General features: G+C 61.8%; 31 protein-coding genes and 1 tRNA gene. 20 read left to right on the top strand and 12 right to left on the bottom strand.

Translation table 11 applies throughout. From position 1 onward, the window contains the following. Positions 1–72: 72 nt before the first annotated feature. Positions 73–834 carry an SIR2 family NAD-dependent protein deacylase gene (locus I3J27_RS18315; protein WP_270172050.1) on the bottom strand — a complete coding sequence of 254 codons (762 nt, stop codon included), beginning with the start codon at positions 832–834 and terminating at the stop codon, positions 73–75. Between the two features lie 270 nt (positions 835–1,104). Between I3J27_RS18315 and I3J27_RS18310 the strand changes: the two genes are divergently transcribed. Beyond that, positions 1,105–1,269 (top strand): hypothetical protein, encoded by a 165-nt coding sequence (locus I3J27_RS18310; protein ID WP_270172049.1) that lies wholly within the window; start codon positions 1,105–1,107, stop codon positions 1,267–1,269. A gap of 72 nt (positions 1,270–1,341) precedes the next feature. Here I3J27_RS18310 and I3J27_RS18305 read toward each other — a convergent pair whose 3' ends face one another. After that, the gene (locus I3J27_RS18305; RefSeq protein WP_270172047.1) at positions 1,342–1,620 is read right to left on the bottom strand and encodes a hypothetical protein; all 279 of its coding nucleotides are present in this window, start codon (positions 1,618–1,620) and stop codon (positions 1,342–1,344) included. A 290-nt stretch (positions 1,621–1,910) separates the two neighbouring features. Here I3J27_RS18305 and I3J27_RS18300 point away from each other — a divergent pair, with 290 nt between their 5' ends. Next, entirely contained in the window at positions 1,911–2,141 is a 231-nt protein-coding gene (locus I3J27_RS18300; RefSeq protein ID WP_270172045.1) for a hypothetical protein, read from the top strand. Between the two features lie 196 nt (positions 2,142–2,337). Here I3J27_RS18300 and I3J27_RS18295 read toward each other — a convergent pair whose 3' ends face one another. The 3 genes from I3J27_RS18295 to I3J27_RS18285 all read right to left on the bottom strand — a co-directional run bounded on the left by I3J27_RS18295 (position 2,338) and on the right by I3J27_RS18285 (position 3,383). Further along, a complete protein-coding gene (locus tag I3J27_RS18295; RefSeq protein ID WP_270172043.1) occupies positions 2,338–2,535 on the bottom strand; it encodes a hypothetical protein in 198 nt (65 codons plus the stop codon). A gap of 280 nt (positions 2,536–2,815) precedes the next feature. Then, entirely contained in the window at positions 2,816–2,947 is a 132-nt protein-coding gene (locus I3J27_RS18290) for a hypothetical protein (RefSeq protein WP_270172041.1), read from the bottom strand. 298 nt (positions 2,948–3,245) lie between these two features. Beyond that, complete coding sequence (locus I3J27_RS18285) at positions 3,246–3,383, bottom strand: hypothetical protein (RefSeq protein WP_270172039.1); 138 nt, start codon at positions 3,381–3,383, stop codon at positions 3,246–3,248. A 388-nt stretch (positions 3,384–3,771) separates the two neighbouring features. Here I3J27_RS18285 and I3J27_RS18280 point away from each other — a divergent pair, with 388 nt between their 5' ends. Together I3J27_RS18280 and I3J27_RS18275 are read left to right on the top strand one after the other, a co-directional pair. Continuing rightward, on the top strand, positions 3,772–3,990 hold the full coding sequence (locus I3J27_RS18280; RefSeq protein ID WP_270172037.1) for a hypothetical protein: 219 nt from the start codon (positions 3,772–3,774) through the stop codon (positions 3,988–3,990). A 144-nt stretch (positions 3,991–4,134) separates the two neighbouring features. Next, positions 4,135–4,311, top strand: coding sequence for a hypothetical protein (locus tag I3J27_RS18275; RefSeq protein ID WP_270172035.1), 177 nt, complete (start codon positions 4,135–4,137; stop codon positions 4,309–4,311). Between the two features lie 33 nt (positions 4,312–4,344). On the opposite strand, the gene I3J27_RS18270 is transcribed toward I3J27_RS18275, so the two are convergent. Beyond that, the gene (locus I3J27_RS18270; protein WP_270172033.1) at positions 4,345–4,521 is read right to left on the bottom strand and encodes a DUF2934 domain-containing protein; all 177 of its coding nucleotides are present in this window, start codon (positions 4,519–4,521) and stop codon (positions 4,345–4,347) included. 128 nt (positions 4,522–4,649) lie between these two features. Continuing rightward, the gene (locus tag I3J27_RS18265; RefSeq protein WP_270172031.1) at positions 4,650–4,946 is read right to left on the bottom strand and encodes an HU family DNA-binding protein; all 297 of its coding nucleotides are present in this window, start codon (positions 4,944–4,946) and stop codon (positions 4,650–4,652) included. A gap of 345 nt (positions 4,947–5,291) precedes the next feature. Between I3J27_RS18265 and I3J27_RS18260 the strand changes: the two genes are divergently transcribed. The 3 genes from I3J27_RS18260 (at position 5,292) to I3J27_RS18250 (ending at position 6,752) form a co-directional block, all read left to right on the top strand. Continuing rightward, positions 5,292–5,780 carry a hypothetical protein gene (locus tag I3J27_RS18260; protein WP_270172029.1) on the top strand — a complete coding sequence of 163 codons (489 nt, stop codon included), beginning with the start codon at positions 5,292–5,294 and terminating at the stop codon, positions 5,778–5,780. A gap of 208 nt (positions 5,781–5,988) precedes the next feature. After that, complete coding sequence (locus tag I3J27_RS18255) at positions 5,989–6,291, top strand: hypothetical protein (protein ID WP_270172027.1); 303 nt, start codon at positions 5,989–5,991, stop codon at positions 6,289–6,291. 284 nt (positions 6,292–6,575) lie between these two features. Further along, positions 6,576–6,752, top strand: coding sequence for a hypothetical protein (locus I3J27_RS18250; RefSeq protein ID WP_270172025.1), 177 nt, complete (start codon positions 6,576–6,578; stop codon positions 6,750–6,752). Between the two features lie 120 nt (positions 6,753–6,872). Here I3J27_RS18250 and I3J27_RS18245 read toward each other — a convergent pair whose 3' ends face one another. Next, the gene (locus I3J27_RS18245) at positions 6,873–7,037 is read right to left on the bottom strand and encodes a hypothetical protein (protein WP_270172023.1); all 165 of its coding nucleotides are present in this window, start codon (positions 7,035–7,037) and stop codon (positions 6,873–6,875) included. 140 nt (positions 7,038–7,177) lie between these two features. On the opposite strand from I3J27_RS18245, the gene I3J27_RS18240 reads away from it, so the two are divergent. Beyond that, on the top strand, positions 7,178–7,363 hold the full coding sequence (locus tag I3J27_RS18240; protein ID WP_270172021.1) for a hypothetical protein: 186 nt from the start codon (positions 7,178–7,180) through the stop codon (positions 7,361–7,363). A gap of 57 nt (positions 7,364–7,420) precedes the next feature. Further along, positions 7,421–7,663, top strand: a complete 243-nt coding sequence (locus tag I3J27_RS18235) for a hypothetical protein (RefSeq protein ID WP_270172019.1) — start codon at positions 7,421–7,423, stop codon at positions 7,661–7,663. A 166-nt stretch (positions 7,664–7,829) separates the two neighbouring features. On the opposite strand, the gene I3J27_RS18230 is transcribed toward I3J27_RS18235, so the two are convergent. Then, a complete protein-coding gene (locus I3J27_RS18230) occupies positions 7,830–8,015 on the bottom strand; it encodes a hypothetical protein (protein ID WP_270172017.1) in 186 nt (61 codons plus the stop codon). A gap of 404 nt (positions 8,016–8,419) precedes the next feature. Between I3J27_RS18230 and I3J27_RS18225 the strand changes: the two genes are divergently transcribed. The 4 genes from I3J27_RS18225 to I3J27_RS18210 all read left to right on the top strand — a co-directional run bounded on the left by I3J27_RS18225 (position 8,420) and on the right by I3J27_RS18210 (position 12,518). After that, positions 8,420–8,737 (top strand): hypothetical protein, encoded by a 318-nt coding sequence (locus I3J27_RS18225; protein ID WP_270172016.1) that lies wholly within the window; start codon positions 8,420–8,422, stop codon positions 8,735–8,737. 495 nt (positions 8,738–9,232) lie between these two features. Next, positions 9,233–11,032 (top strand): AAA family ATPase, encoded by a 1,800-nt coding sequence (locus I3J27_RS18220; protein WP_270172015.1) that lies wholly within the window; start codon positions 9,233–9,235, stop codon positions 11,030–11,032. Positions 11,033–11,140: 108 nt separating this feature from the next. Continuing rightward, positions 11,141–11,593: a VOC family protein gene (locus tag I3J27_RS18215; protein ID WP_270172014.1), complete on the top strand. Its 453-nt coding sequence runs from the start codon at positions 11,141–11,143 to the stop codon at positions 11,591–11,593. A 286-nt stretch (positions 11,594–11,879) separates the two neighbouring features. Further along, positions 11,880–12,518 carry a glutathione S-transferase family protein gene (locus I3J27_RS18210; RefSeq protein ID WP_270172013.1) on the top strand — a complete coding sequence of 213 codons (639 nt, stop codon included), beginning with the start codon at positions 11,880–11,882 and terminating at the stop codon, positions 12,516–12,518. A gap of 129 nt (positions 12,519–12,647) precedes the next feature. Here the strand turns inward: I3J27_RS18210 and I3J27_RS18205 are convergent, their stop codons facing one another. From I3J27_RS18205 to I3J27_RS18195, 3 genes are read right to left on the bottom strand one after another with little or no spacing between them, the layout of a single operon-like run. Next, positions 12,648–12,815 carry a hypothetical protein gene (locus I3J27_RS18205; RefSeq protein ID WP_270172012.1) on the bottom strand — a complete coding sequence of 56 codons (168 nt, stop codon included), beginning with the start codon at positions 12,813–12,815 and terminating at the stop codon, positions 12,648–12,650. A gap of 6 nt (positions 12,816–12,821) precedes the next feature. Next, positions 12,822–13,067 (bottom strand): hypothetical protein, encoded by a 246-nt coding sequence (locus I3J27_RS18200; protein WP_270172011.1) that lies wholly within the window; start codon positions 13,065–13,067, stop codon positions 12,822–12,824. A 56-nt stretch (positions 13,068–13,123) separates the two neighbouring features. Continuing rightward, complete coding sequence (locus I3J27_RS18195; protein ID WP_270172010.1) at positions 13,124–13,378, bottom strand: PilZ domain-containing protein; 255 nt, start codon at positions 13,376–13,378, stop codon at positions 13,124–13,126. Between the two features lie 227 nt (positions 13,379–13,605). On the opposite strand from I3J27_RS18195, the gene I3J27_RS18190 reads away from it, so the two are divergent. The 7 genes from I3J27_RS18190 (at position 13,606) to I3J27_RS18160 (ending at position 18,964) form a co-directional block, all read left to right on the top strand. Further along, positions 13,606–13,680: transfer RNA gene (locus I3J27_RS18190), tRNA-Glu, on the top strand. A gap of 98 nt (positions 13,681–13,778) precedes the next feature. Next, a complete protein-coding gene (locus tag I3J27_RS18185; RefSeq protein ID WP_270172009.1) occupies positions 13,779–14,432 on the top strand; it encodes a hypothetical protein in 654 nt (217 codons plus the stop codon). A 156-nt stretch (positions 14,433–14,588) separates the two neighbouring features. Then, the gene (locus tag I3J27_RS18180; protein ID WP_270172008.1) at positions 14,589–15,215 is read left to right on the top strand and encodes a PilZ domain-containing protein; all 627 of its coding nucleotides are present in this window, start codon (positions 14,589–14,591) and stop codon (positions 15,213–15,215) included. A gap of 146 nt (positions 15,216–15,361) precedes the next feature. After that, the gene (locus I3J27_RS18175; protein ID WP_270172007.1) at positions 15,362–15,619 is read left to right on the top strand and encodes a hypothetical protein; all 258 of its coding nucleotides are present in this window, start codon (positions 15,362–15,364) and stop codon (positions 15,617–15,619) included. Between the two features lie 335 nt (positions 15,620–15,954). Then, positions 15,955–16,995 carry a PrsW family glutamic-type intramembrane protease gene (locus I3J27_RS18170; RefSeq protein WP_270172006.1) on the top strand — a complete coding sequence of 347 codons (1,041 nt, stop codon included), beginning with the start codon at positions 15,955–15,957 and terminating at the stop codon, positions 16,993–16,995. 69 nt (positions 16,996–17,064) lie between these two features. Continuing rightward, positions 17,065–17,643, top strand: coding sequence for an HdeD family acid-resistance protein (locus I3J27_RS18165; RefSeq protein ID WP_270172005.1), 579 nt, complete (start codon positions 17,065–17,067; stop codon positions 17,641–17,643). A gap of 235 nt (positions 17,644–17,878) precedes the next feature. Next, the gene (locus I3J27_RS18160; RefSeq protein WP_270172004.1) at positions 17,879–18,964 is read left to right on the top strand and encodes a 3-deoxy-7-phosphoheptulonate synthase; all 1,086 of its coding nucleotides are present in this window, start codon (positions 17,879–17,881) and stop codon (positions 18,962–18,964) included. The last annotated feature ends 1 nt before the right edge of the window (position 18,965 follow it).

Here is an 18,965-nt window from a genome sequence, read left to right as displayed (position 1 = left end):
CGAGGCATAGACAAAAAAGAGATTCGCCGGAACCTATGAACAGCTTGCACAGCCGCGAATCAAATTGATGCCTCAATTTCCGACAAAGGGGCCGAGCGCATCGCCGATGTCGTGGCGGATGACGAGGTCGGCGATGTCGTCCTGATCGGTCGGCTCGCGATTGATGATCACCAGACGTGCACCGGCGTTCTTCGCCATCATCGGAAAGCCCGCCGCCGGCCATACGACGAGCGAGGAACCGATCGCGATGAAGAGGTCGCAGGCTTGCGACAGCGCGGTTGCACGCTGCATTTCATCCTCGGGCATCATCTGGCCGAACGAGATCGTCGCGGTTTTCACCGGCTCATCGCACAGGGTGCAGTTCGGAGCCGCGCCGTCGTCGTCGAAGCGTTGCTTCACCCAGGCGAGCTGATAGGCCTTGCCGCATCCGATGCAGCGCGCATAAGTGGTATTTCCGTGAAGTTCAATCACGTGCTCGGGAGCGAAACCCGAAGCCTGGTGCAGATTGTCGATGTTCTGGGTGATGAGGGCGGGAACCTTGCCGGCGCGGTAGAGCGAGGCCAGCGCGCGGTGGCCGCGGCCCGGCTTTGCCGCGGCAAAGACTTCCTCCATCGCAAAACGGCGGCGCCAGGATTCATCGCGGGCGTCCTGGCTGGCGACGAATTCGCTGAACTCGATCGGACGGTAGCGCGTCCAAATTCCGCCCGGCGAGCGGAAGTCGGGGATGCCGCATTCGGTCGAGATGCCGGCGCCGGTGAACGGCACGATGATCTTCGCCTCGGCGATCATGTCGCCGAGACGTTCAACGCCGCTGCGAAGATCCGATGCAATCAATCGCGGCCTCCCGATTTCGCCGTGTCGCTGGCTTTCGTCGTGCGCAAGCGACAAGATTGTTGACGCTCTTATGCACCGCCGCAAGACTTGAATCAGCGAGAACTTGGGCGGCAATTTTTTCCGACCTTCGCTTATCACAATCCTGCAATGCCTCCTCCCCATTGACGCCCCAATCAGAAGCGCCAATGCATGTGTTGACGCGACTCAAAGTGATTGCGGCGGCAGTGCTTGAGGTCAGGTGTGCACATACTGACGTAGAGGGGATTTGACATGACCGAGGACGAACAACGCAAGATCCGCGAACGCGAAGAGATCGCCGCCCGTATCGCCGCCTTCCGTGCCACGCAGGAAAAATTCAAGCGCGAGCGGGAAGAGTATTTCGTCTCGACGCTCGACAATGCGCGCAAGGTGGAGCGGCCCTCGCTCTGGCCGTAGGACATTTTTTTTTGATCGCCACGCATGAAAAAAGCCCGGAGCATCGCTCCGGGCTTTTCGCTTGTTCAGCTCTTACCAGTGCCGGTAGTAGTGGCGATGACGGTAGTAAGGTCCATCGCCATAATAGGCGTACGGGCCGGGGCTGTAATAGGCGGGCCCGTCATAATAGCCGTAGCCCGGACCATAGCCGTACGGATGGGACGCTGCGACCGCGCCTGCGGTGATCGCGCCGGCGGCGAGGCCGAACGCAAGGCCCGGGCCGATGCCGCGACCGCGCGCCTCGGCCGGCGCAGCAACCGCGGTCACGCCAACGGCGGCGACGGTGGCCAGAACTGCCAGTGTCTTCTTCATGACTTTCCTCCTTCGCGTCTCGGCAAGATAACGCTGAGGTCCTGCGATGGTTGCGCGCAGGCGTGGAACCCAGCGTCGCGAGAAATGCGGAAAAAATATCGGCATGCCGGGAACGAAGGCGCATTCCGCGGACTTGCCTGTTCAAGTGCGGAAGCCTCCGCCATCCGGTCGAGGCGACAGCACGAAGACCCCGTCAGCATCCTCCGCGGTGCTGGCGGGGTTTTTGATTTCACGGAAGATATGGCAGCAACCAATAAGGACTGCCAACGGGGGATGCAGAGGAGGACACATTGCCACTAGCCGCCTTGCTGGCCCGTATCCGCAGGCTCGTCCCCAAATCGCGCGACCAACATTACGACGAGATCGTTCGCAATTTCAGTGTCGGCGCACTGCGCCCGCCGCCGACGCCGATGAGCGACGGCGAACTCGCACGCGCGATCGCCGAGTTCCTCAAGGAGCAGCCGTCGAGCTCATCCGTCGCGACTCTCGGCCGGCGGCTCGATTCCTCCACTCCGCTGTAGCAGTTTATTCTCGCGAGCGCGGAACGAATGTTTCGCGCGCACGTTGAAGACAGCTTCACGGCAAGACACATTCACGGCAAGTGAGACCCGACATGCCCGCGTGGCTCGAAGTTTTGCTCAACCTGTCCGGCTATGCCGGCTTCGTCGCGCTCGCGAGCCGCGGCGCCGCGTGCCCGGGCCGTTCCGCCGAGGAACGCTAATTCGCGTGCGGCGCCTGCCCTGCGGTGCGCACCAGCCTGTCGGCCTTAACCGCGACGCGCGTGTCCTCGGCTTGCGGCCGCAGCGAGAAGCTGATCACCACGAAGGCGAGACAGAACAGCGAGCCGACGAGGGCGACGCGCCGGTAGGTGTGACGGTCGCCTTGATAAAAGGTGGGTTCTGAAAAAGGTGTCATGAGAAAGCTGCTTCTTGGCAAAGTCGTTCTTGTCTTTGCAAGAACACCTACTCCAGCCAGCGGCCAACGCAACGCGATTGGGCTTTTAACCTAACCGAATAGGGTTATCGGCATCGGCGCAAACTTTCGTTAGGCGTTGCGCGGGCGTCTGCCGACCGGCTTTGTTCCAGCTTCGCCCGCATTTCGTTCTCGAAGAACGAATCGGATTCGAAGAAATCGGCACGGAGCATCTCTTAACAAATCATTTGCGCACAAACGAATGCGCGATCCTATCGGGCCGTCACGTCGTCTCGTCGGACTTCAGCACTGGCGGCGGCACTTGCGGCACCGACGGCCTGCCTTTGCGCAGGCGCGGATGCCTGTCGTACCAGAACACTTTGGCGATCTCGGCTAGAAACCAGCACGCATCCATTGTCGCTCTCCATTGCCTCACAGCGTAACGGGGCGACGAGGATAGGACTGTGCAAAGAATCACGCATGCGGCGCCCGTGTCCCGCCTCGACACAGAAGCCACGGCTTGTTCTGCATCCGACTCCATTTCGTTCGCAAAGAACGAATCGGAGTCGAGAAAATCAGCGCGCAGCGATTCCTAACGATCGGTGAAGCCACGCGGTGTCATGTCTTCATTCTTCGGCGGCAGAAATTTCGAGACGACCGCAAACACGATGACGATCTCGCGCTGGCCGATGATTGGAAATCGGTGCCGCGCCTCACGCCGCCCGCTTCGCCTTGTCCTTCTCGGAAAAACATTCGAGGATCTGGATGCGGAGCTCTTCGGCGGCCGGGCCTTCGACCTTCCTGAGCTGATTCCAGAGTCTGATCACTTCGCGCTGTTTCTCGACGGTCATGAATCACCTCCAATGTGGATGCCCAACTAGAACAAAATGAGAACAAAAAGTCCAGCCCTCCCGCCGGTTTTCCTGTGCACGTTACCTTGAACCTTTTCAGGCCTGCGCGGACCCATGGAAGCTGGGGATTTCAGCGCCCGGTCAATATCGCAGCGCCGCGATGGACGAACATATTCCGTCACCGCGGCGCTGTTGCTTTTTGGATTTTCAACCTTAAGTTTGAACATGCGGCTGGCGGCCAGGCGCTGAAATCCCAACGCCGTCGGCCAGAAGAGCCCCGTGCGAAAGCGCGGGGTTTTTCTTTTGCGCGGCGGGCTCGATGCCGGGCACGCGACATCGCGGGAACGCGGCTGCGCCCTGCCCGTTGCTCTCTTCGGAGAGAGGGACCGTGGCCAGAAAATATTACGCCGTCGAGGTGGTGCGTCAGATCGAGGAGACCGTGGAGATCATGGTCGAGGCGCCCGACCAAACCAGCGCGCACGATGCCGCGCTCGCGCATCTGAAGGCGCACGGCGCCGAATACCAGTGGCTCAATCCCAAATGCGATCTCGTGGTCTGGCGTGAACGCCAGGTCGATACGCCCGCGATCGTGGACGTCTCGGTTTGACGGCGCCGACGGCGGAACGGGTTGTCCCTCCCCGCGTTGTCCGGCCGATAGCATCCTGCTGACCGCTGTGCGACGCGGCCGGTCAGCGCTGAAGAACCCCGCGGCATGCGGGGTTTTTCTTGCTGGCTTTTGCTTGGAGGCGCGATGGTTTGCGAGTTCTGTGAAAAGGACATCCCGATCGGCCTTGCGATCTGCCCGCATTGCGGCAAGCCGCAGAGCGCGCCCGGAGAGAACGGCCGTCGGATTCTGTGGTTCGTGCTCGGTGTCGTCGCAATGTTCGGCATTGCCGTTGCCGAGCATCATTTTGTCTTCAGCCGTTGAAGCGACTGGATCGCAGCCAGCTGCCGCAAATCGTCAGACCGGCAAATTATCCGTCATGCCAGGCGGCACCTCGCCCGGCTCGGTCCGCTCGGCGAGCAGCTCCTTTTCGGCCTGGTACCAGTAAGTGTCCATCCGCCCTGCGGGCTCGCCGGCCTCACGCCAGAGATGATAGGCGCGGTCTCGAATGTCTTCCTCGCTCAGGCTCGCCATGTGCTTCCTCCCTTTCGGAGGCAAAGCCTATAACGCCCGCGAGTTCCCTTCCAGCGTCCGCCAATGCGGTCGCTGCGGTGCTTCGCGAAACGAAGCCGCCGCAACGAGAGCGCTGGATCGCCGGTGTCTTAGACGGAGTCCTTGGCCACCTTCAGGGGCGAGGCCTTCACCGACTTGCTGGCGGGCTTGGCCGCAAACTGCATCGGCTCCTTGGTGAAGGGATTGACGCCCATGCGGGCTTCGGTCGCGGGCTTGTTCACCACCGACATCTTCACGAAGCCGGGAATGACGAACTCGCCGGACTCGTTGAGCTCCTTGTAGCCGACCGTGGCCATGTACTCGATCACCTGCTTCACGTCGTTCTTGGAGAGCTGCGTGCCCTCGGCAATTGCATCGATCAATTGGGTTTTCGTCATCTTCGCCATGTCTGAATTCCTTGTGTGGGGGGCGAGCAAATCCTTGCTCAGGACGCGGCAGAACCACGCAAGTGTGATGCTGATTCATACCGGAAGTCATGAAGTCACGGGGCTTAGACCCCATCGAGGCCCAAAATACAAGCAGGGGTTCTGCGGGGGTTCCGCGGCGCTGTTGAAAGCCCATGCGGCCGGCGTCGTCTTGTTTTGAACCATTCGCCTTCAGGCGCGTCTAACTCCTTGAAGTCCCCAAGCTTCACCCCCATCAGAAAGCCCCGCTTCCCCCAGGCGGGGTTTTCGCTTTTGGATGCCCGCGCCCCGGCTGCTATAGGATCGGGCGTTGTTCATGAGGGGCTGATGAAGATTGCCATTGTACTGGCCGGCGTGATCGTCGTTGCCGTCGCCGCCCTTGTCGCCGTCCGGCCGGACTTCCTGAAGCCTGCGTCCCTCGCCCTGGTGAAGAAGTCCGACATCTTCGGCTTCTCGCCCGGCATGACCTTCGAGGAGACCAGCAAGCTCGTCACACAGCGCCGCTACCGCTGCCGCCAGGGCCAGGGCTCGTACGTCCTCGAATGCGAGATCAACGGCGCCAGGGTTACGGTCACCAGCGACGACATCGACGCTCAGCACCCGATCCGGCGCGTCCATGCCGAGCTGACCAATCCGGGCCCGCAGGACGAAGCGGTCAAATCGATCTCCGAGCAGTTCAACGCGCAAGCCATCAAGGACGCCCGCGACGGATGGACATGGATCGTCGGCCGCGGGCTGAAGCTGGGCTATGACGGAAGCGCCTTGACGCTCATGGCCGGGGCCGAGGCGGCCGGCAAGGAAGAAGCCATGCGCTAGAGCGCGGTGAGTTCACCTCTCCCGTGGGAGAGGTAGAACTCGGGCAGCCGACTGAGCCTAATTCCATCGCGCCTGAGGGCGCGCCGCTTATCCCCAGCTACCGCGTCACCTCACCGTGAAACTTGCAATCCGGCCTACCTTGTCAAGACTTCGGTAACCTAACGCCTCCACTCTCCTCATCAGTATCGTTGCGTTGGAGTACCCCACAGTGCTGGATTTTGACGAGCTGCGTGAACTCGCGGCCGACGTTCGCGTGTTTGTCGACATTGCCGAAGACAAGGCCGAAGCGCTCCGCGCCGTGATCGCGGCTTATGACGTGGTGCTGGCGATCTTCCCCTCGCAGGAGGGCATGGGCCTTCACGTCATCAAGGGCAAGGAGATCCTCGACAGGATCGCAAGCTCGCGGACGAGCACGATGTATAGCCACACGGCGATCGCGGTTCCCGATCTGCAGCATGCACAAGCGCTCAAGCTCCTGACCGCGCCCGTCGAGCAACGGATCGCGGCGTAGTTGCAGGACGGCGCCGCGGGGCTCCGCGGTTAGAAACCCCCTCGCGTTAAGCGGCGTTGTCATGCGCACGGCCGGGTGACAACCGGACGCAACGGAGATGTTGGACGCGGCGCATTTTTCCGGTTTCTGCCCGCGACATCAACGCATCGGTACGCGCTGACAACTAACCTGTTCCCGGCACGTGCACCCTTGCCGACCCTTGCCGGGTGAACCTTACAATATGGTCATGCCGGGAACGCTGACTTCTCACGCAAGTTGACTCCATATCAGACAAGGAGATCGACATGAGCGTTGAAGGCAAGGCCAAGGAAGCAGCCGGCTACGTCAAGGAAGAGCTTTACGAGCACGGCAAGCCCCCCGAGAGCCAGAAGAAGGCCCAGGAAGGCCGCGACCTCAGAAACGAAGGCCGCGTCGAGGACGGCAAGCCGCCGAAGACCACGAAGCCCGGCACCAGTCACTAGACGGATTTTTCGAAAGCCGCCCTTGGCCATGTCAGGGGCGGTTTTTTGCGCCTGTGCGCAGCGCGCAGCGGCCGCTCCGGCTATCGTCCGGCCAGATGTTTTTCGCGAGGGGGTGATGCGTCAATGCCCCAGCAAAAGCACCACAGCGCCAATCACGATGCAGCCAAGGCCGAAGATCGCCGTCGCGATTTCGACGACGTTTTCCAGCCCGAAGAACCTGACGATGGCGCTCCATGCGGCAGACAGCAGGATATCCACGATCGCGCTGAGCAGGGCCTGGAGCATGCAGATTGGTCGGGCCGGCGTCGTTTCGGGTTCAACCGCGGTCGCCAGGCAGCCCCTGCAGGGTCGCGGCTTTAGCCGGACGACGGAACGCCCCCCGCGAGAATGGTTCTCTTTTCAGGCAATCTCCTTCATAGTGCGGCATGGCCAAAACAAAAGTGACTTTCAAAGTTGTACGGATCGCGGACGGCGACTGGAAAATACTTGCGGATTATCCCGGCGCCGAGCAGCGGGAAATCACGGGGTTCACCAGCAAGGCAGATGCAGACGACTGGATGAATGGCGACCGCAAGATCGCCTGGCTCCGCTCGCAGGGCTATGCCAAGTGACGCGATAGCCGGACCCGACGGCGCTCGCACGCGTTGCCCTTCAACGGGGACCATCACATGCCGACGAAGGCGCGCGAGTACATCGACTTCTGGACCGAGAACAGCGTCCATGCCGCCGAGCAATACGGGACGACCGGCGCTTCGCAGAAGGTGAGCGAGCTCGTCGGCCGCCTTGTCGAAGGCGCCAAGGAGCAAGGCATCGCCCAGAACGATATGGAGAAAGAGGTCGGCGACCTCACGGCGTACATCCGGGACAAGCTCGGCGCGGCCAACCAGACCGAGCAGGGCCGCCGCAAGTAGAACATGCCCTGCTCGCTTCAGCGCGCCGTCAATTGGGTGCGGAGCTTGTCATGCGCCTTGGATTGATGGCCGTCCTTCTCCTTGTTCCTATGACATCGACTTCATCATACGGACTGGGCTTGACCGACTCTCGGGCGAAAACGCCGCCCGTCGGGGCGGCCTTCGATCAATTGTCGCATTTGCCGGGATTGGCCGTGCACCAGCGGCTCACTTCTCCGCCGCTCCAGCCTCTGGCCTTGTTGACCGACACGCATTCCTCATACGTGCAGGTCTTCTTGGCTTGGGACTTCTTTTGTTGAGCGAGGGCCGGACCGGCCCCAAGGACAATCGCAATCACGAGCAGGTATTTCATCAAACCTCCAATTCCAAACGGCTTGTACTTAGCAGAGAAATTGATGCCGGCGATAGGCACGCACCGGGTTGGGGCATCGAGCGGAATTAGTTACGGTTACGCGGCGAGGCCCGCGGGGTTGCGAGGCTTGCCAACATCACCTTTTCCGTGTGAAAAACAGAACAGTTACCTAGCCATTTGAGGTATTTGGGATGGCGTTAGTCCGACGTGCGACCAAGAAAATCTCTCGCACGAGGAATCGTGGCAGAATCCGCATCTCGATAGATGGATCGTGGACCGCCGCAGATTTCGCGGATCTATTCGATAGCCTGGATGCGCTGAACGCGTTCGTCCAGTTCAGGACGATCAGGAATAGGCCGACTGACTTCGAGCGCACTCGATTCGGTCGATCCGCATCTCCGCTAATGGTTCGCCAAATTAGTTTTGCCAGTCCCGGATTCACCGATCTCACAGGTCTGGGAAAGGTCGTTAAAGAAATCAGATTGTTCATAAGAGACATTTTCGAGCGGCAGGACTCCAAAGAAGATAAGCGACTTGCGCGAGAGGAGAAACGACAGGTGATCCTCGGAAAGAAAATCGCCAACGCAGAGAGACTCATCAAGCTTGCGAAAAATATGGGCATCTCAAAGAAGGATCGGAAGGCGCTCATTGAGCGCGCTATTCGAGCTGATGATTACTTCGAAAAGCAGATCGAGCAAGAAAAGCTCACAGCAGTCGACTGATCTCGCTGGTCAGCTAGAGCATTGCTGCGAGTAATGGGGCGAATCGCGAGGCCAGTACAATAAATTCGCTCGCCATCGCCACCCTGCTCTGCAGCTCAGTCCGCGCTTGGCGGATCAAGCCAATTGAGTGCACTTAATCGCCATCGTCGCTCTGCTGACTCCGCGACTTCGGTCGCATGCTTGGCAGGCAGCCAATAGAGTGCACCGTAATTCGAATTCAACTTTCGTCGAACTGGCTATGTAGCCATTTGACTCTAGAGCTACTTTTGGTTGTGATGGTCCTTTGATTCATTATTTTACGAGGGACCAATGCCTTTTCCGAAGGGGCGTCATCCGGGCGCCACTTGGCGTAAAGCCGACCTTCAATGCCACTCTCCTCGAGATACTAACTGGAAGGATCCGCCCTCCCTCCCGGGTGGCTCTGCTGAGGGCGAGGCGGCGCGAGCAGCTTGGGCGACGTCCTTCATAGACGCATGCGTTGAGCGATCGCTCGGGTTGATTTCCATCACAGATCACCATGACATCAACTTCCTTCCCTATGTCATCAATGCATCAAAAGTGAATGGGTCCGTTTACGTTTACCCTGGCATCGAAGTGACTTGTAGCGACAAGACCCAATGCTTGGCGATTTTCGATCCCGATTCCGATCCAACTGTGTGGACGCGGTTAATCCATCAACTGCCTGAAATCGAGATGGCGCCAGCCAACGACGCAAAGATCGCTCAGACGGAGGTTGCCAACATCACGATCGAGACGCTGTTTGAGCGTGTTGCCAACGATACCGTCCTGCGTGACCACTGCATCTTGTTGCCGCATTTCAGCGATGGCGACGCTCATAAGCATCTGAATGTTGAAGGCCACCAACTCCGGTTCTGCAACATAAATTGCGACGGTGTTTATATCGAGAAACAATATTCAGACTTGCTCCCTGAAACAAGGCGGAAAGCCTTCGGTGAAATTGAAGAGTGGGGCAAGCGCCGACGGGCATTCATCGCGACTGGCGATAATCGCAAGGCGAATTGGGAGCGGCTCGGCTTTCATGATTGCTGGATCAAGTTAGGAGAGGCTTCAATAGAGGGAATAAGGCAGGCCTTGCTAGCGGACGAAGCTCGCATTGCATATGCCACCCCAAGCGCCCCAATCGACAAGATTGTAGAACTCAAAGTGATGTCGTCCCTCACGGGCCAGAATGAATTCTCGGTGTCTTTCAATGAAGGCTTCAACGCCATTATCGGGGGACGCGGAGCAGGAAAAAGCGCCCTCCTCGAATACCTTCGCTTTGGGCTCGGTCGGACCGAGAGTGACTTGCCTTCGCTGGATGGAGAAACTCTTCACGACCGCGAAGCGCGCTTGATCAACGAGACGCTTGTTGATGGATATGTGGAAGTGGTGATCGATCGCGGTGGCGTTCAGGAGACATGGCATCGAAATCTATTGGACCGCGACACTATAACAATCGCAGATGCTTCCGGGACACTAACGGCTGAGACCATCGCGGACGCTCAAAGGAGATTCCGAGCTCGTGCATTCTACCAAAAAGGCCTTTCGACGACTATGAGCCGTGAAGCTGCAGCGGCCGAGCAAATCACGGGGATTGCAGCAGCGGAGCAACTGGATCAACGCCGCGAAATCGATGGCTCTATAGACGCCATCAAGAGGCAGATCGGCGCAACGATGCGGGACCTCGCCGCGCTATGGCAGATCCAGCTGGAACGCCGGCGGGGGGCGGCCAGCATCTCTGACTTAAAGCGTCGGATTGCTGCTGTCTCCGAACGACTGAGGAAAGAAGGTGTTCAACAAGCCACGCTCGATATCCTGGCCAACAAACCTGTATTTGACCGTGGCAAAAGCTATCAAGGTGAAGTTCGGTCGGCCATAGATTCGGACCGCGAAAGATTCGATAAGCTGAAAACCTCGATACTCAATGTCCGTCTATCTCGATTTGAAGGCGTCGACGATTTCTCCGAGCTGAAGGCTTTGAATGATGCGATGGACAAGGCTCGGACTGCGACTGCCGGGCACATCGACTCCGCATTAGCCGAACTTGAGCAACTTGAAGAAGCCTATAAGATTGCAGCGTCCGCGTTTGAAATTCGAAGCGAGAGCTTTGCTCAGCAGCACTCGGCGGCCCTTCAGGCCCAAACATCCAGCAAGCAGTTATTGGACGATTCGAAAAAATTGGCGGGAGAGCTGAGCGCGCTCGAGCAGACAGATATCGAATTGACCAAAAGGGAATCGCTCGCAGTCGCTGGGATTAGATCGCCTAAAGCATGCTGGCCGCTAAGCGCCGGTTAGTGGCAGAGCCGAAGCGACCCCCTGCCCCTCCTCCCACTTTCCTGCTATCTCCTACCCCCGCCGTTCCGGCCCAAAGCAAAACCCCACCCGTCCAAGGGAGCAACAACCATGCGATACCTCCACACCATGCTGCGCGTGCGCAATCTCGATGTCGCGCTGAAGTTTTACCAGGATGCGCTTGGCTTGAAGGAGGTGCGGCGGATCGAGAACGACAAGGGGCGGTTCACGCTCGTCTTCCTGTGCTCGGCGGACGATCTCGACGCGCTCACGGATCAGCCCAAGACGCGCGGCGCGCCGCTGGTCGAGCTCACTTACAATTGGGACGAGGAGACCTATGGCGAGGACCGCTTCTTCGGCCATCTCGCCTATGAGGTCGACGACATCTACGCCACTTGCGAGAAGCTGATGAAGGCCGGCGTCACCATCAACCGTCCCCCGCGCGACGGCAACATGGCCTTCGTCCGCTCGCCGGATCTGCACTCGATCGAGCTCTTGCAGAAGGGCGAGCCGAAGGCGCCGCAGGAGCCGTGGTCGTCGATGCCCAACACCGGCCATTGGTAAGGGCTATCAGTAGGAACCAGCCCCCGTCCGATGCGTTCTTTCTTCGACAATGCGATTGGAGGAGGACGCGATGGGACGTGGAATCTTGTTGTGGCTGCTGGGCGTGCCGATCCCGGTGATCATTCTGCTGTGGTTGTTCTTCGGCCACTGAAGCCGGCTCGGCTTGCTGACGGAAAGCTCCGCCCATGGCGGAGCTTTTTGCATGAGGGCTAGATGCAATCGCGCCTCGCTCGCTCGCGTGAATTCCGCTATCACCCGCGCCAACGAAACGCTGCGGGAGGATGTCATGCCGGAGCAAAAGCTGACGATCTGGGGCCGTGCCAATTCGGTCAACGTGCAGAAGGTGCTGTGGTGCCTCACCGAACTTGGCCTCTCCTATGAGCGCATCGATGCCGGCATGGCGTTCGGCAAGACCCGCGAGGCCGACTATCTCGCGATGAATCCCAATGCGCGGATCCCGACGCTGGTCGAGGGCGACTTCGTGCTGTGGGAATCCAATTCGATCATGCGCTATCTCTGCCTCGCGCATGGACGCGGCACGCCGATCTATCCGGAGGCGCCAAAGCTGCGCACCAGCGTCGACCGCTGGCTCGACTGGACGCTGTCGATGGTGCAGCCGGTCGACCGTCCCGTGTTCTGGGGCATCGTGCGCACGGCGCCGGCCGAGCGCGACATGATCCAGGTGCAGAAGGATGCGGACGCGGCCGCCGAGGTCTGGGCCATCGCCGACCGCCTGCTCTCATCGCGCCCGTTCATGGACGGCGATGCGTTCACGCTCGCCGACATCGCGATCGGCGCCTATGCGCGGCGCTGGCTCGGCGTCGAGGGCATCACCCGCCCGGCCCAGCCGCACCTGACGCGCTGGCTCGCCGATCTGGGCAAACGCCCCGGTTTTGCGCAGTTTGTCGCACCGCCAATGTCGTGAGCCGGCGGCGCGGCGCAAGCTGCGGTGATGTCGCGATGAATCCCGCGAATGGCGCAGGAAACCGGCGCGAGGCCGGCCCTTGACGGCTACTGTGCATGGGGTTGTTTTCGCAGTTTTTGTTTTGGGGACCTAGCCCCAGCCGCGCTCGACCAGCAGCACGCAGATGATCAGCACCAGCGTCACCACCGCGGTGGCGAGCTTCGCCGTCCAGCTCAGGCCGCGGCCGACCCACCACAGCAGCGCGCAGTACATCACGAAGGGGACGATGATGTCGGGCCGCATCAGGTCCGGCGGCATGCGGCTTCAGCGCCGGATGCTCGTGTCGCCCCTGATCGAGCCGCCGACCTGCACGCAGGTGCCGGTGCCCTCGACCATGACGAAGCGCGGACCATAGGAGGCGCAGGAGCCCGCCTTGGCCGCCCCGCTTGTGCCCTTCAGCGGCAGCGCCTTGTCAGCCTGTGGCCGCTCCGCAGGCGGCAGGCGCAGGCTCTCCGTCGCCATCGCGGAGGTGGCTGCGAATGAGAGGAGGATGAGGAGCGGCGCACGCATGAAGCCGTTCTAGCCCGGACCGGCCTCAGGCGCCATCGGGCCCGCCTCGCCCGAGATCAGATGAACTTGACGCCGGCCGACTTGCCGCGGCGCCAGACCACCTGGCAGCTCCGCCCGGTCCGCGCATCGCGCGCGAACGCCATCCGGATCACGCCCGGAAGCTGGCTGGCGTCCTCGTCCATCGTGATCTTCGCGCCGCTGGCCGAGATGTCCTGGACCAGGCAATGCCGTGCCGCGAATCCGCCGTCGAGCGTGATCCAGGCGTGCTGCGACAGCGATTTGCGGGCTGCGCGCTTCTTGGGCTGTGGCATCGGCTTAAATGTCTCCGGTTCCAGCGCTATCTCAGGGGCCCCTAAGAAACCGTTGAAATCACCCCCGAATGATCCCGGGGTGGAGGCTATCCACCGGGGCCAAAAACCCGTTCCCGAACGGCTTGCCCGACGGCCGAAAGGCCACTATACGTTCGCCCGCTGCAAGCCGCCGGGCACTGTTCGGGCGGCCGGCGGCCGTGCCGCGGGAAGCGGCGGGGCCCTGTGTTGCTCCCTTCGTCTATCGGTTAGGACGCCACCCTTTCACGGTGGAGAGAGCGGTTCGATTCCGCTAGGGAGCGCCATCCATCCGGCCCATCGGATGACGCGGCAAAATAGGCCGCCATGAACCTCCCCACCCCTCGCCGCCGACCAATGCTCCATTGGAACCGGTGCAAGGCCCATGGCGCAGCGCAAATCCCCCTCGGACGGCCAGACCGGCGTCATCCCAGCGCCGCCGGCCTGGATGCGCCGTACGGCCTCCCATGCGCCCGGGCGGCGCGCCGGAATGCTCGAGCACATGGCGCGCGCCAGATCGCTTCCGCAGCCTCAGGCCGCAACGGCCGCAGCGCCATCGCGCATGAACGGCATGGTCGACATTCTCGGCGATGCCTTCGGCTACACGGTGCTGTTCGGAATCATCGCATTGTTCTTCCAGTCGCGCATCCCGCTCTATCTCGGCGCGTTTCTTTTCCTGAGCGATGACGCGCGCATCGAGCGCGCGCTCGGAACGCTCGGCATCCGGCTCGAGCCGGATACGATCGGGCCCGACATCATCAAGGGTTTCGTCTCCCTGTTCGGGTGGTTCGCGCTGCTCGCGTCCTTGAAAGGCTCCCTGCCCGCCTGGCTCGCACCGTGGCTGCCTCCAACCGAGACATGGTCTATCATCGCCGGCCTCGCCGTCGTGCTCGCCATCGTCGAAGCATTCGCAACGCGCGCGATGCGGCGCGCATGGCCGTGGTTCGGACTCCCGATCAGGCCGGACAGCCTGACCTGGACGGCGATCAAGCTCGTCATGGCCCTTGGCGCAGTGGCGCTGCTGGTGCTGCTCGGATGACGCGATCGTGAGGCCGTGAGCCGAACAAACGCGGCTCTGTGCCGCGCGCGCATTTACCGGAAATTTACCCCTGCTCATGAACGCCGGTATCATTTGCTTAGAATTTGACCGCTACCGTGGATTTACGGGAGTTCCTCCGAAACACGATTGGCGCTTATGTCCGTCTCCGAGTTCCTCAGGCAGCGTGCGGTGGACGTTACCGTGGACGGCAGCTACTCGCTGCCCCGCTGGTATGATTGCGAGGGCAAGCTGCGCACCTTCGCCTGCCGCACCAAACGTGTCTCTCCGTTCCGCATGATCGTGGACGTGCCCGTCGTCGGCAAGGTCGGCGAGCGCGTGACCTCCTATTTCCAGGATTTCGGCGAATTCCAGTGTACCATCAGCGCGACGCTCAAATCGGGCTTCCTGATGGAGCTCGACATGACGCGGGCGCGGCGCGCCTGGATGTCGGAAAAGCTGACCTGGCTGGAAAAGAAGCAGAAGGACGCTACCGTTCAGGAGCTGCGCAACGACGCACGCTTCGTTCCCCAGATCTCCCACACCTTCCTGACCCTCGTCGACCGCAGCACCCATCCCTGCTTCATCATCGACGTCTCCACGGCCGGCGTCGCGATATCCTGCGAATACGATCCGCCGATCGGAACCGCGCTTGCGGTCGGTGCCTGCGTCGGGCGCGTCATCCGCAAATTCGACAACGGCTTTGCGGTCAAGTTCGCCGAGAAGCAGCACCGGGACGACCTCGTCCGGCTGATTGTCCGCACGCCCCTGCTGCAGTCGGCCTGACGGCGCGCGAAGCGGCAGGCGGCGGCCGGCTACCGGCCGTCTTGCCTCCGCGACCTTGCCCTATCGCGGCCCCATTGCGGGATCAGCTTTTGAACGTCCCGGCCTCGGGCCGGACGTCTTTTGCAGACCTGCGATCGGGGGACCGGATGGCAGTCGACAAAATCACAGTTGATAAGATCACTTGGGACAGGGTCGGCCGGGTCACCGAGCCCGGGCGCTACATGTACACGTTCGGCTGGCTGACCATCACCGCCGGCGATCTCGATATCTGGAAGCAATACCCGCAAGCCGCCTTCACGCTGCTCGCGCACCATGCCGAGCCGGATGAGACCATCGGTGAGGAGTTCCATCTCGGCGCCTTCGATATCGCGCCCGACGCGCCGCCGCGGTTCACCACCCACTAGGCGTGACCGGGCCGATCTGCGCGGCAGCGCGTTGTCCGGGCGAGGTCAATCCCGCCTCTGGACTCGCCACCCGTGCAGGTGCATCGTGAATCGAAGAAACCTGCACATTACCTTGATCTGACTAGCCAATCGCGATCCGCCGACGGCCGCGCGGTTGTTGGCGTCGGTGACGAGCCGGCTCTGCCATGCGGTTGAATACGCTCGTATTCTACATTTGGCAGTCCCGATGAACGCCGGCTGTCGCGCTTGTTAAGCGAGCCGACAGCAAGCGCATGACACATGGTCGCATCGCTGGGCGTAGATTAGCGGCTCAAGGGAACCTATTTTCGGCGCCGATGTACCTGATTGAAGCGTTACCCACCGTCATCGGAACTGCCGCCATCGCACCGGCGCTGCTGATGCTTTGGCTCGTCATCGCCGCCGAGGAGCGCCCGGGACCGCCGGCCCAGGTCTGGACCGCCTTCCTGCTCGGCGCGGCCAGCATTTCGCTGCTGGGTCTCGCCCGTGCCCCCTTCGCCAAGATGGTGGCCGCCCCCGACGACCCCTGGGCGGCGCTCGCGATGCACTCGGTCTTCGGCGTCGCCCTGCCGGAGGAAGCCGTGAAGGTGATCGCCATCGTGCTGGTCTCCTCGGCCAAGCGGCGGACCTTCGCCAACCCCATGGATACCGTGGTCTATGGCGCCGCGGTCGGCCTCGGTTTCGCCGCTTACGAGAACCTCGCCTATCTGGTGCAGCATGCCGAGATGTGGCGCTCGCTGGCCGCCTTGCGCAGCGTGCTGACGGTGCCGTTCCACGGCGCGCTCGGCATCATCGCCGGCGCTTACCTGACGATCGCACGGGCCGGCACGGCGCTGGGCGCCAACCGCCACCATCGCGACTGGGCCCGCCTGTCCAGCCGCCTGCTGATCTTCGCAGGCCCGCTCGCGCTGCATTCGGCCTTCGACTTCCCGTTGCTCACGCTCCAGCGCATGCCGGACCTCGATCCCAGCTTGCGGATGTGGCTGGGCGCGGGGAGCCTGCTGATCGGCTTCAGCTCGATCGCCTTCGCCATCCGCCTCGTGCGGCGGGTTGCGCGCCACCACGCGCCGCGGACCGACATCGCGCGCGAACGGCTGAGCCAGCTCCGCCGGATGTGGGCGCTGCTGCTCGCCGGCGGCGGCGTCGGCTTTCTGGGCCTCGCTTTCGTGCTGACCTCGATCCATCACTGGCTGATCAACCCCGAGCGCAATCTGACGCTGGCCCTGATCCCGATCGGCTTCGTCTCGATCCTGCTCGGCCTTGCGCTTCTGATCGTCACGATCGCGATCTACGTTCTCGGCCGCAACCGCGTTCGCACCAGTGGCGAGGGTTTTTCGTCAGCGCACGGCGGCGGCTGAGCCGCGGGATGGCAAGAGCGGTGTACGCATAGTAGATTGGGCACACATCTTTCGATACGGAGCCTGCCGATGACATCGCCCGAGGATTTTTCACGGCTGCAATCCGCGATGAGCCAGACCGTGAAGGCGCACTGGAAGGCATTCCTGTTCGAAGGCATTTTGCTGGCCGTGCTCGGCATCGCCGCGCTGATCCTGCCGCCGCTCGCAAGCCTTGCGATCGCGATCTTTCTCGGCTGGATGTTCCTCATCAGCGGTATCGGCGGACTGATCGTGACCTATTGGGCGCGCAGCACGCCGGGCTTCTGGTGGTCGCTGCTCTCGGCCGCGCTCGCCGTGCTCGCCGGCATGCTGTTGCTGGCCCGGCCGATGCAGGCCGTGCTGACGCTGACCATCGTGCTCGGCGCCTATTTCCTCGCCGAGGGCGTCGCCACCATCATGTATGCGCTGGAGCACCGCCGCGAGCCGAGCGGGCGCTGGACGTGGCTGCTGATCTCGGGCCTCGTCGATATCGCGATCTCGTTCATGGTGATCACGGGACTGCCGAGCTCGGCGGAATGGGCGATCGGCATCCTCGTCGGTATCAATTTGCTGTTCGGCGGCGCCACCTTGATCGGCATGGCGTTGGCGGCACGCAACAGCAACACCTGAGACGCCTCGTCGCGCCCTGCGCCGTTTTGGGGGGTGACAACCCGCCAATCGCACGCTATATGAGCGGCCATGATCACCCTCGTCACCAGCTATTTTTGGTACTTTAGCTACGACAGCTCGCTGGCGGCAGGAGGATCGCGCTCAATCTGAATATTGAAGCAAACGTCCGAACAAGCCGCCAGACCTGGCGGCTTTTTTATTGGCCGGCAGGTTCTCGAAACAACAGGAGCCCGCCGTGCTGAGCACGACCGACGATCTTCGTATCCGCGAACTGAAAGAGCTGAGCACGCCGGAAGAGGTGATGCGGGAAGTCCCGCGCACGCTCACCGCGACGCGTGTGGTGATGGCGGCGCGCAACGCCATCCATGCCATTCTCAACGGCCAGGACGACCGCCTGCTGGTCGTGGTTGGCCCCTGCTCGGTCCATGATCCCAAGGCCGCGCTCGACTATGCCGAGCGCCTCGCAGCCCTGCGCGAGGATCTCGCCGACCAGCTCGAGATCGTGATGCGGGTCTATTTCGAGAAGCCGCGCACCACCGTCGGCTGGAAAGGCCTGATCAACGATCCCGATCTCGACGGCAGCTTCGACATCAACAAGGGCCTGCGACTGGCGCGCAACGTGCTGTCGGCGGTCAACAATCTCGGCCTGCCCGCGGGTACCGAATTCCTCGACATGACGACGCCGCAATACATCGCCGACCTCGTGTCCTGGGCCGCGATCGGCGCGCGCACGACCGAGAGCCAGATCCATCGCGAGCTGGCCTCGGGGCTTTCCTGCCCGGTCGGCTTCAAGAACGGCACCGACGGCAACGTGCGCATCGCGGCCGATGCCGTCAAATCAGCCTCGCATCCGCATCACTTCATGGCGGTCACAAAACTCGGCCGCTCCGCGATCGCCTCGACCGCGGGCAACGAGGACTGCCACATCATCCTGCGCGGTGGCAGCAAGCCGAACTACGATGCGGCAAGCGTCGCGGCGGCCTGCAACGATCTGGCGAAGGCGAGCGTCGCACCGTTGGTGATGGTGGATGCGAGCCACGCCAATTCGAGCAAGAAGCCGGAAAACCAGCCGCTGGTCATGACCGACATTGCCGGACAGATCTCGGGCGGCGAGAACCGCGTCATGGGCGTGATGATCGAGAGCAATCTCGTCGCCGGCCGCCAGGACGTGGTGCCGGGCAAGCCGCTCGTCTACGGCCAGAGCATCACCGACGGCTGCATCGACTGGGCGACGACGGCGACGGTCCTCGAGCAGCTCGCTGACGCGGTCGAGATCCGCCGCAACGCCCAGCGTGCGGGGCTGCACGAGCGTACGGCATAAG

This window comes from Bradyrhizobium xenonodulans (assembly GCF_027594865.1).
Lineage (GTDB): Bacteria > Pseudomonadota > Alphaproteobacteria > Rhizobiales > Xanthobacteraceae > Bradyrhizobium > Bradyrhizobium xenonodulans.
This window is presented reverse-complemented; position numbering and strand designations above follow the sequence as displayed.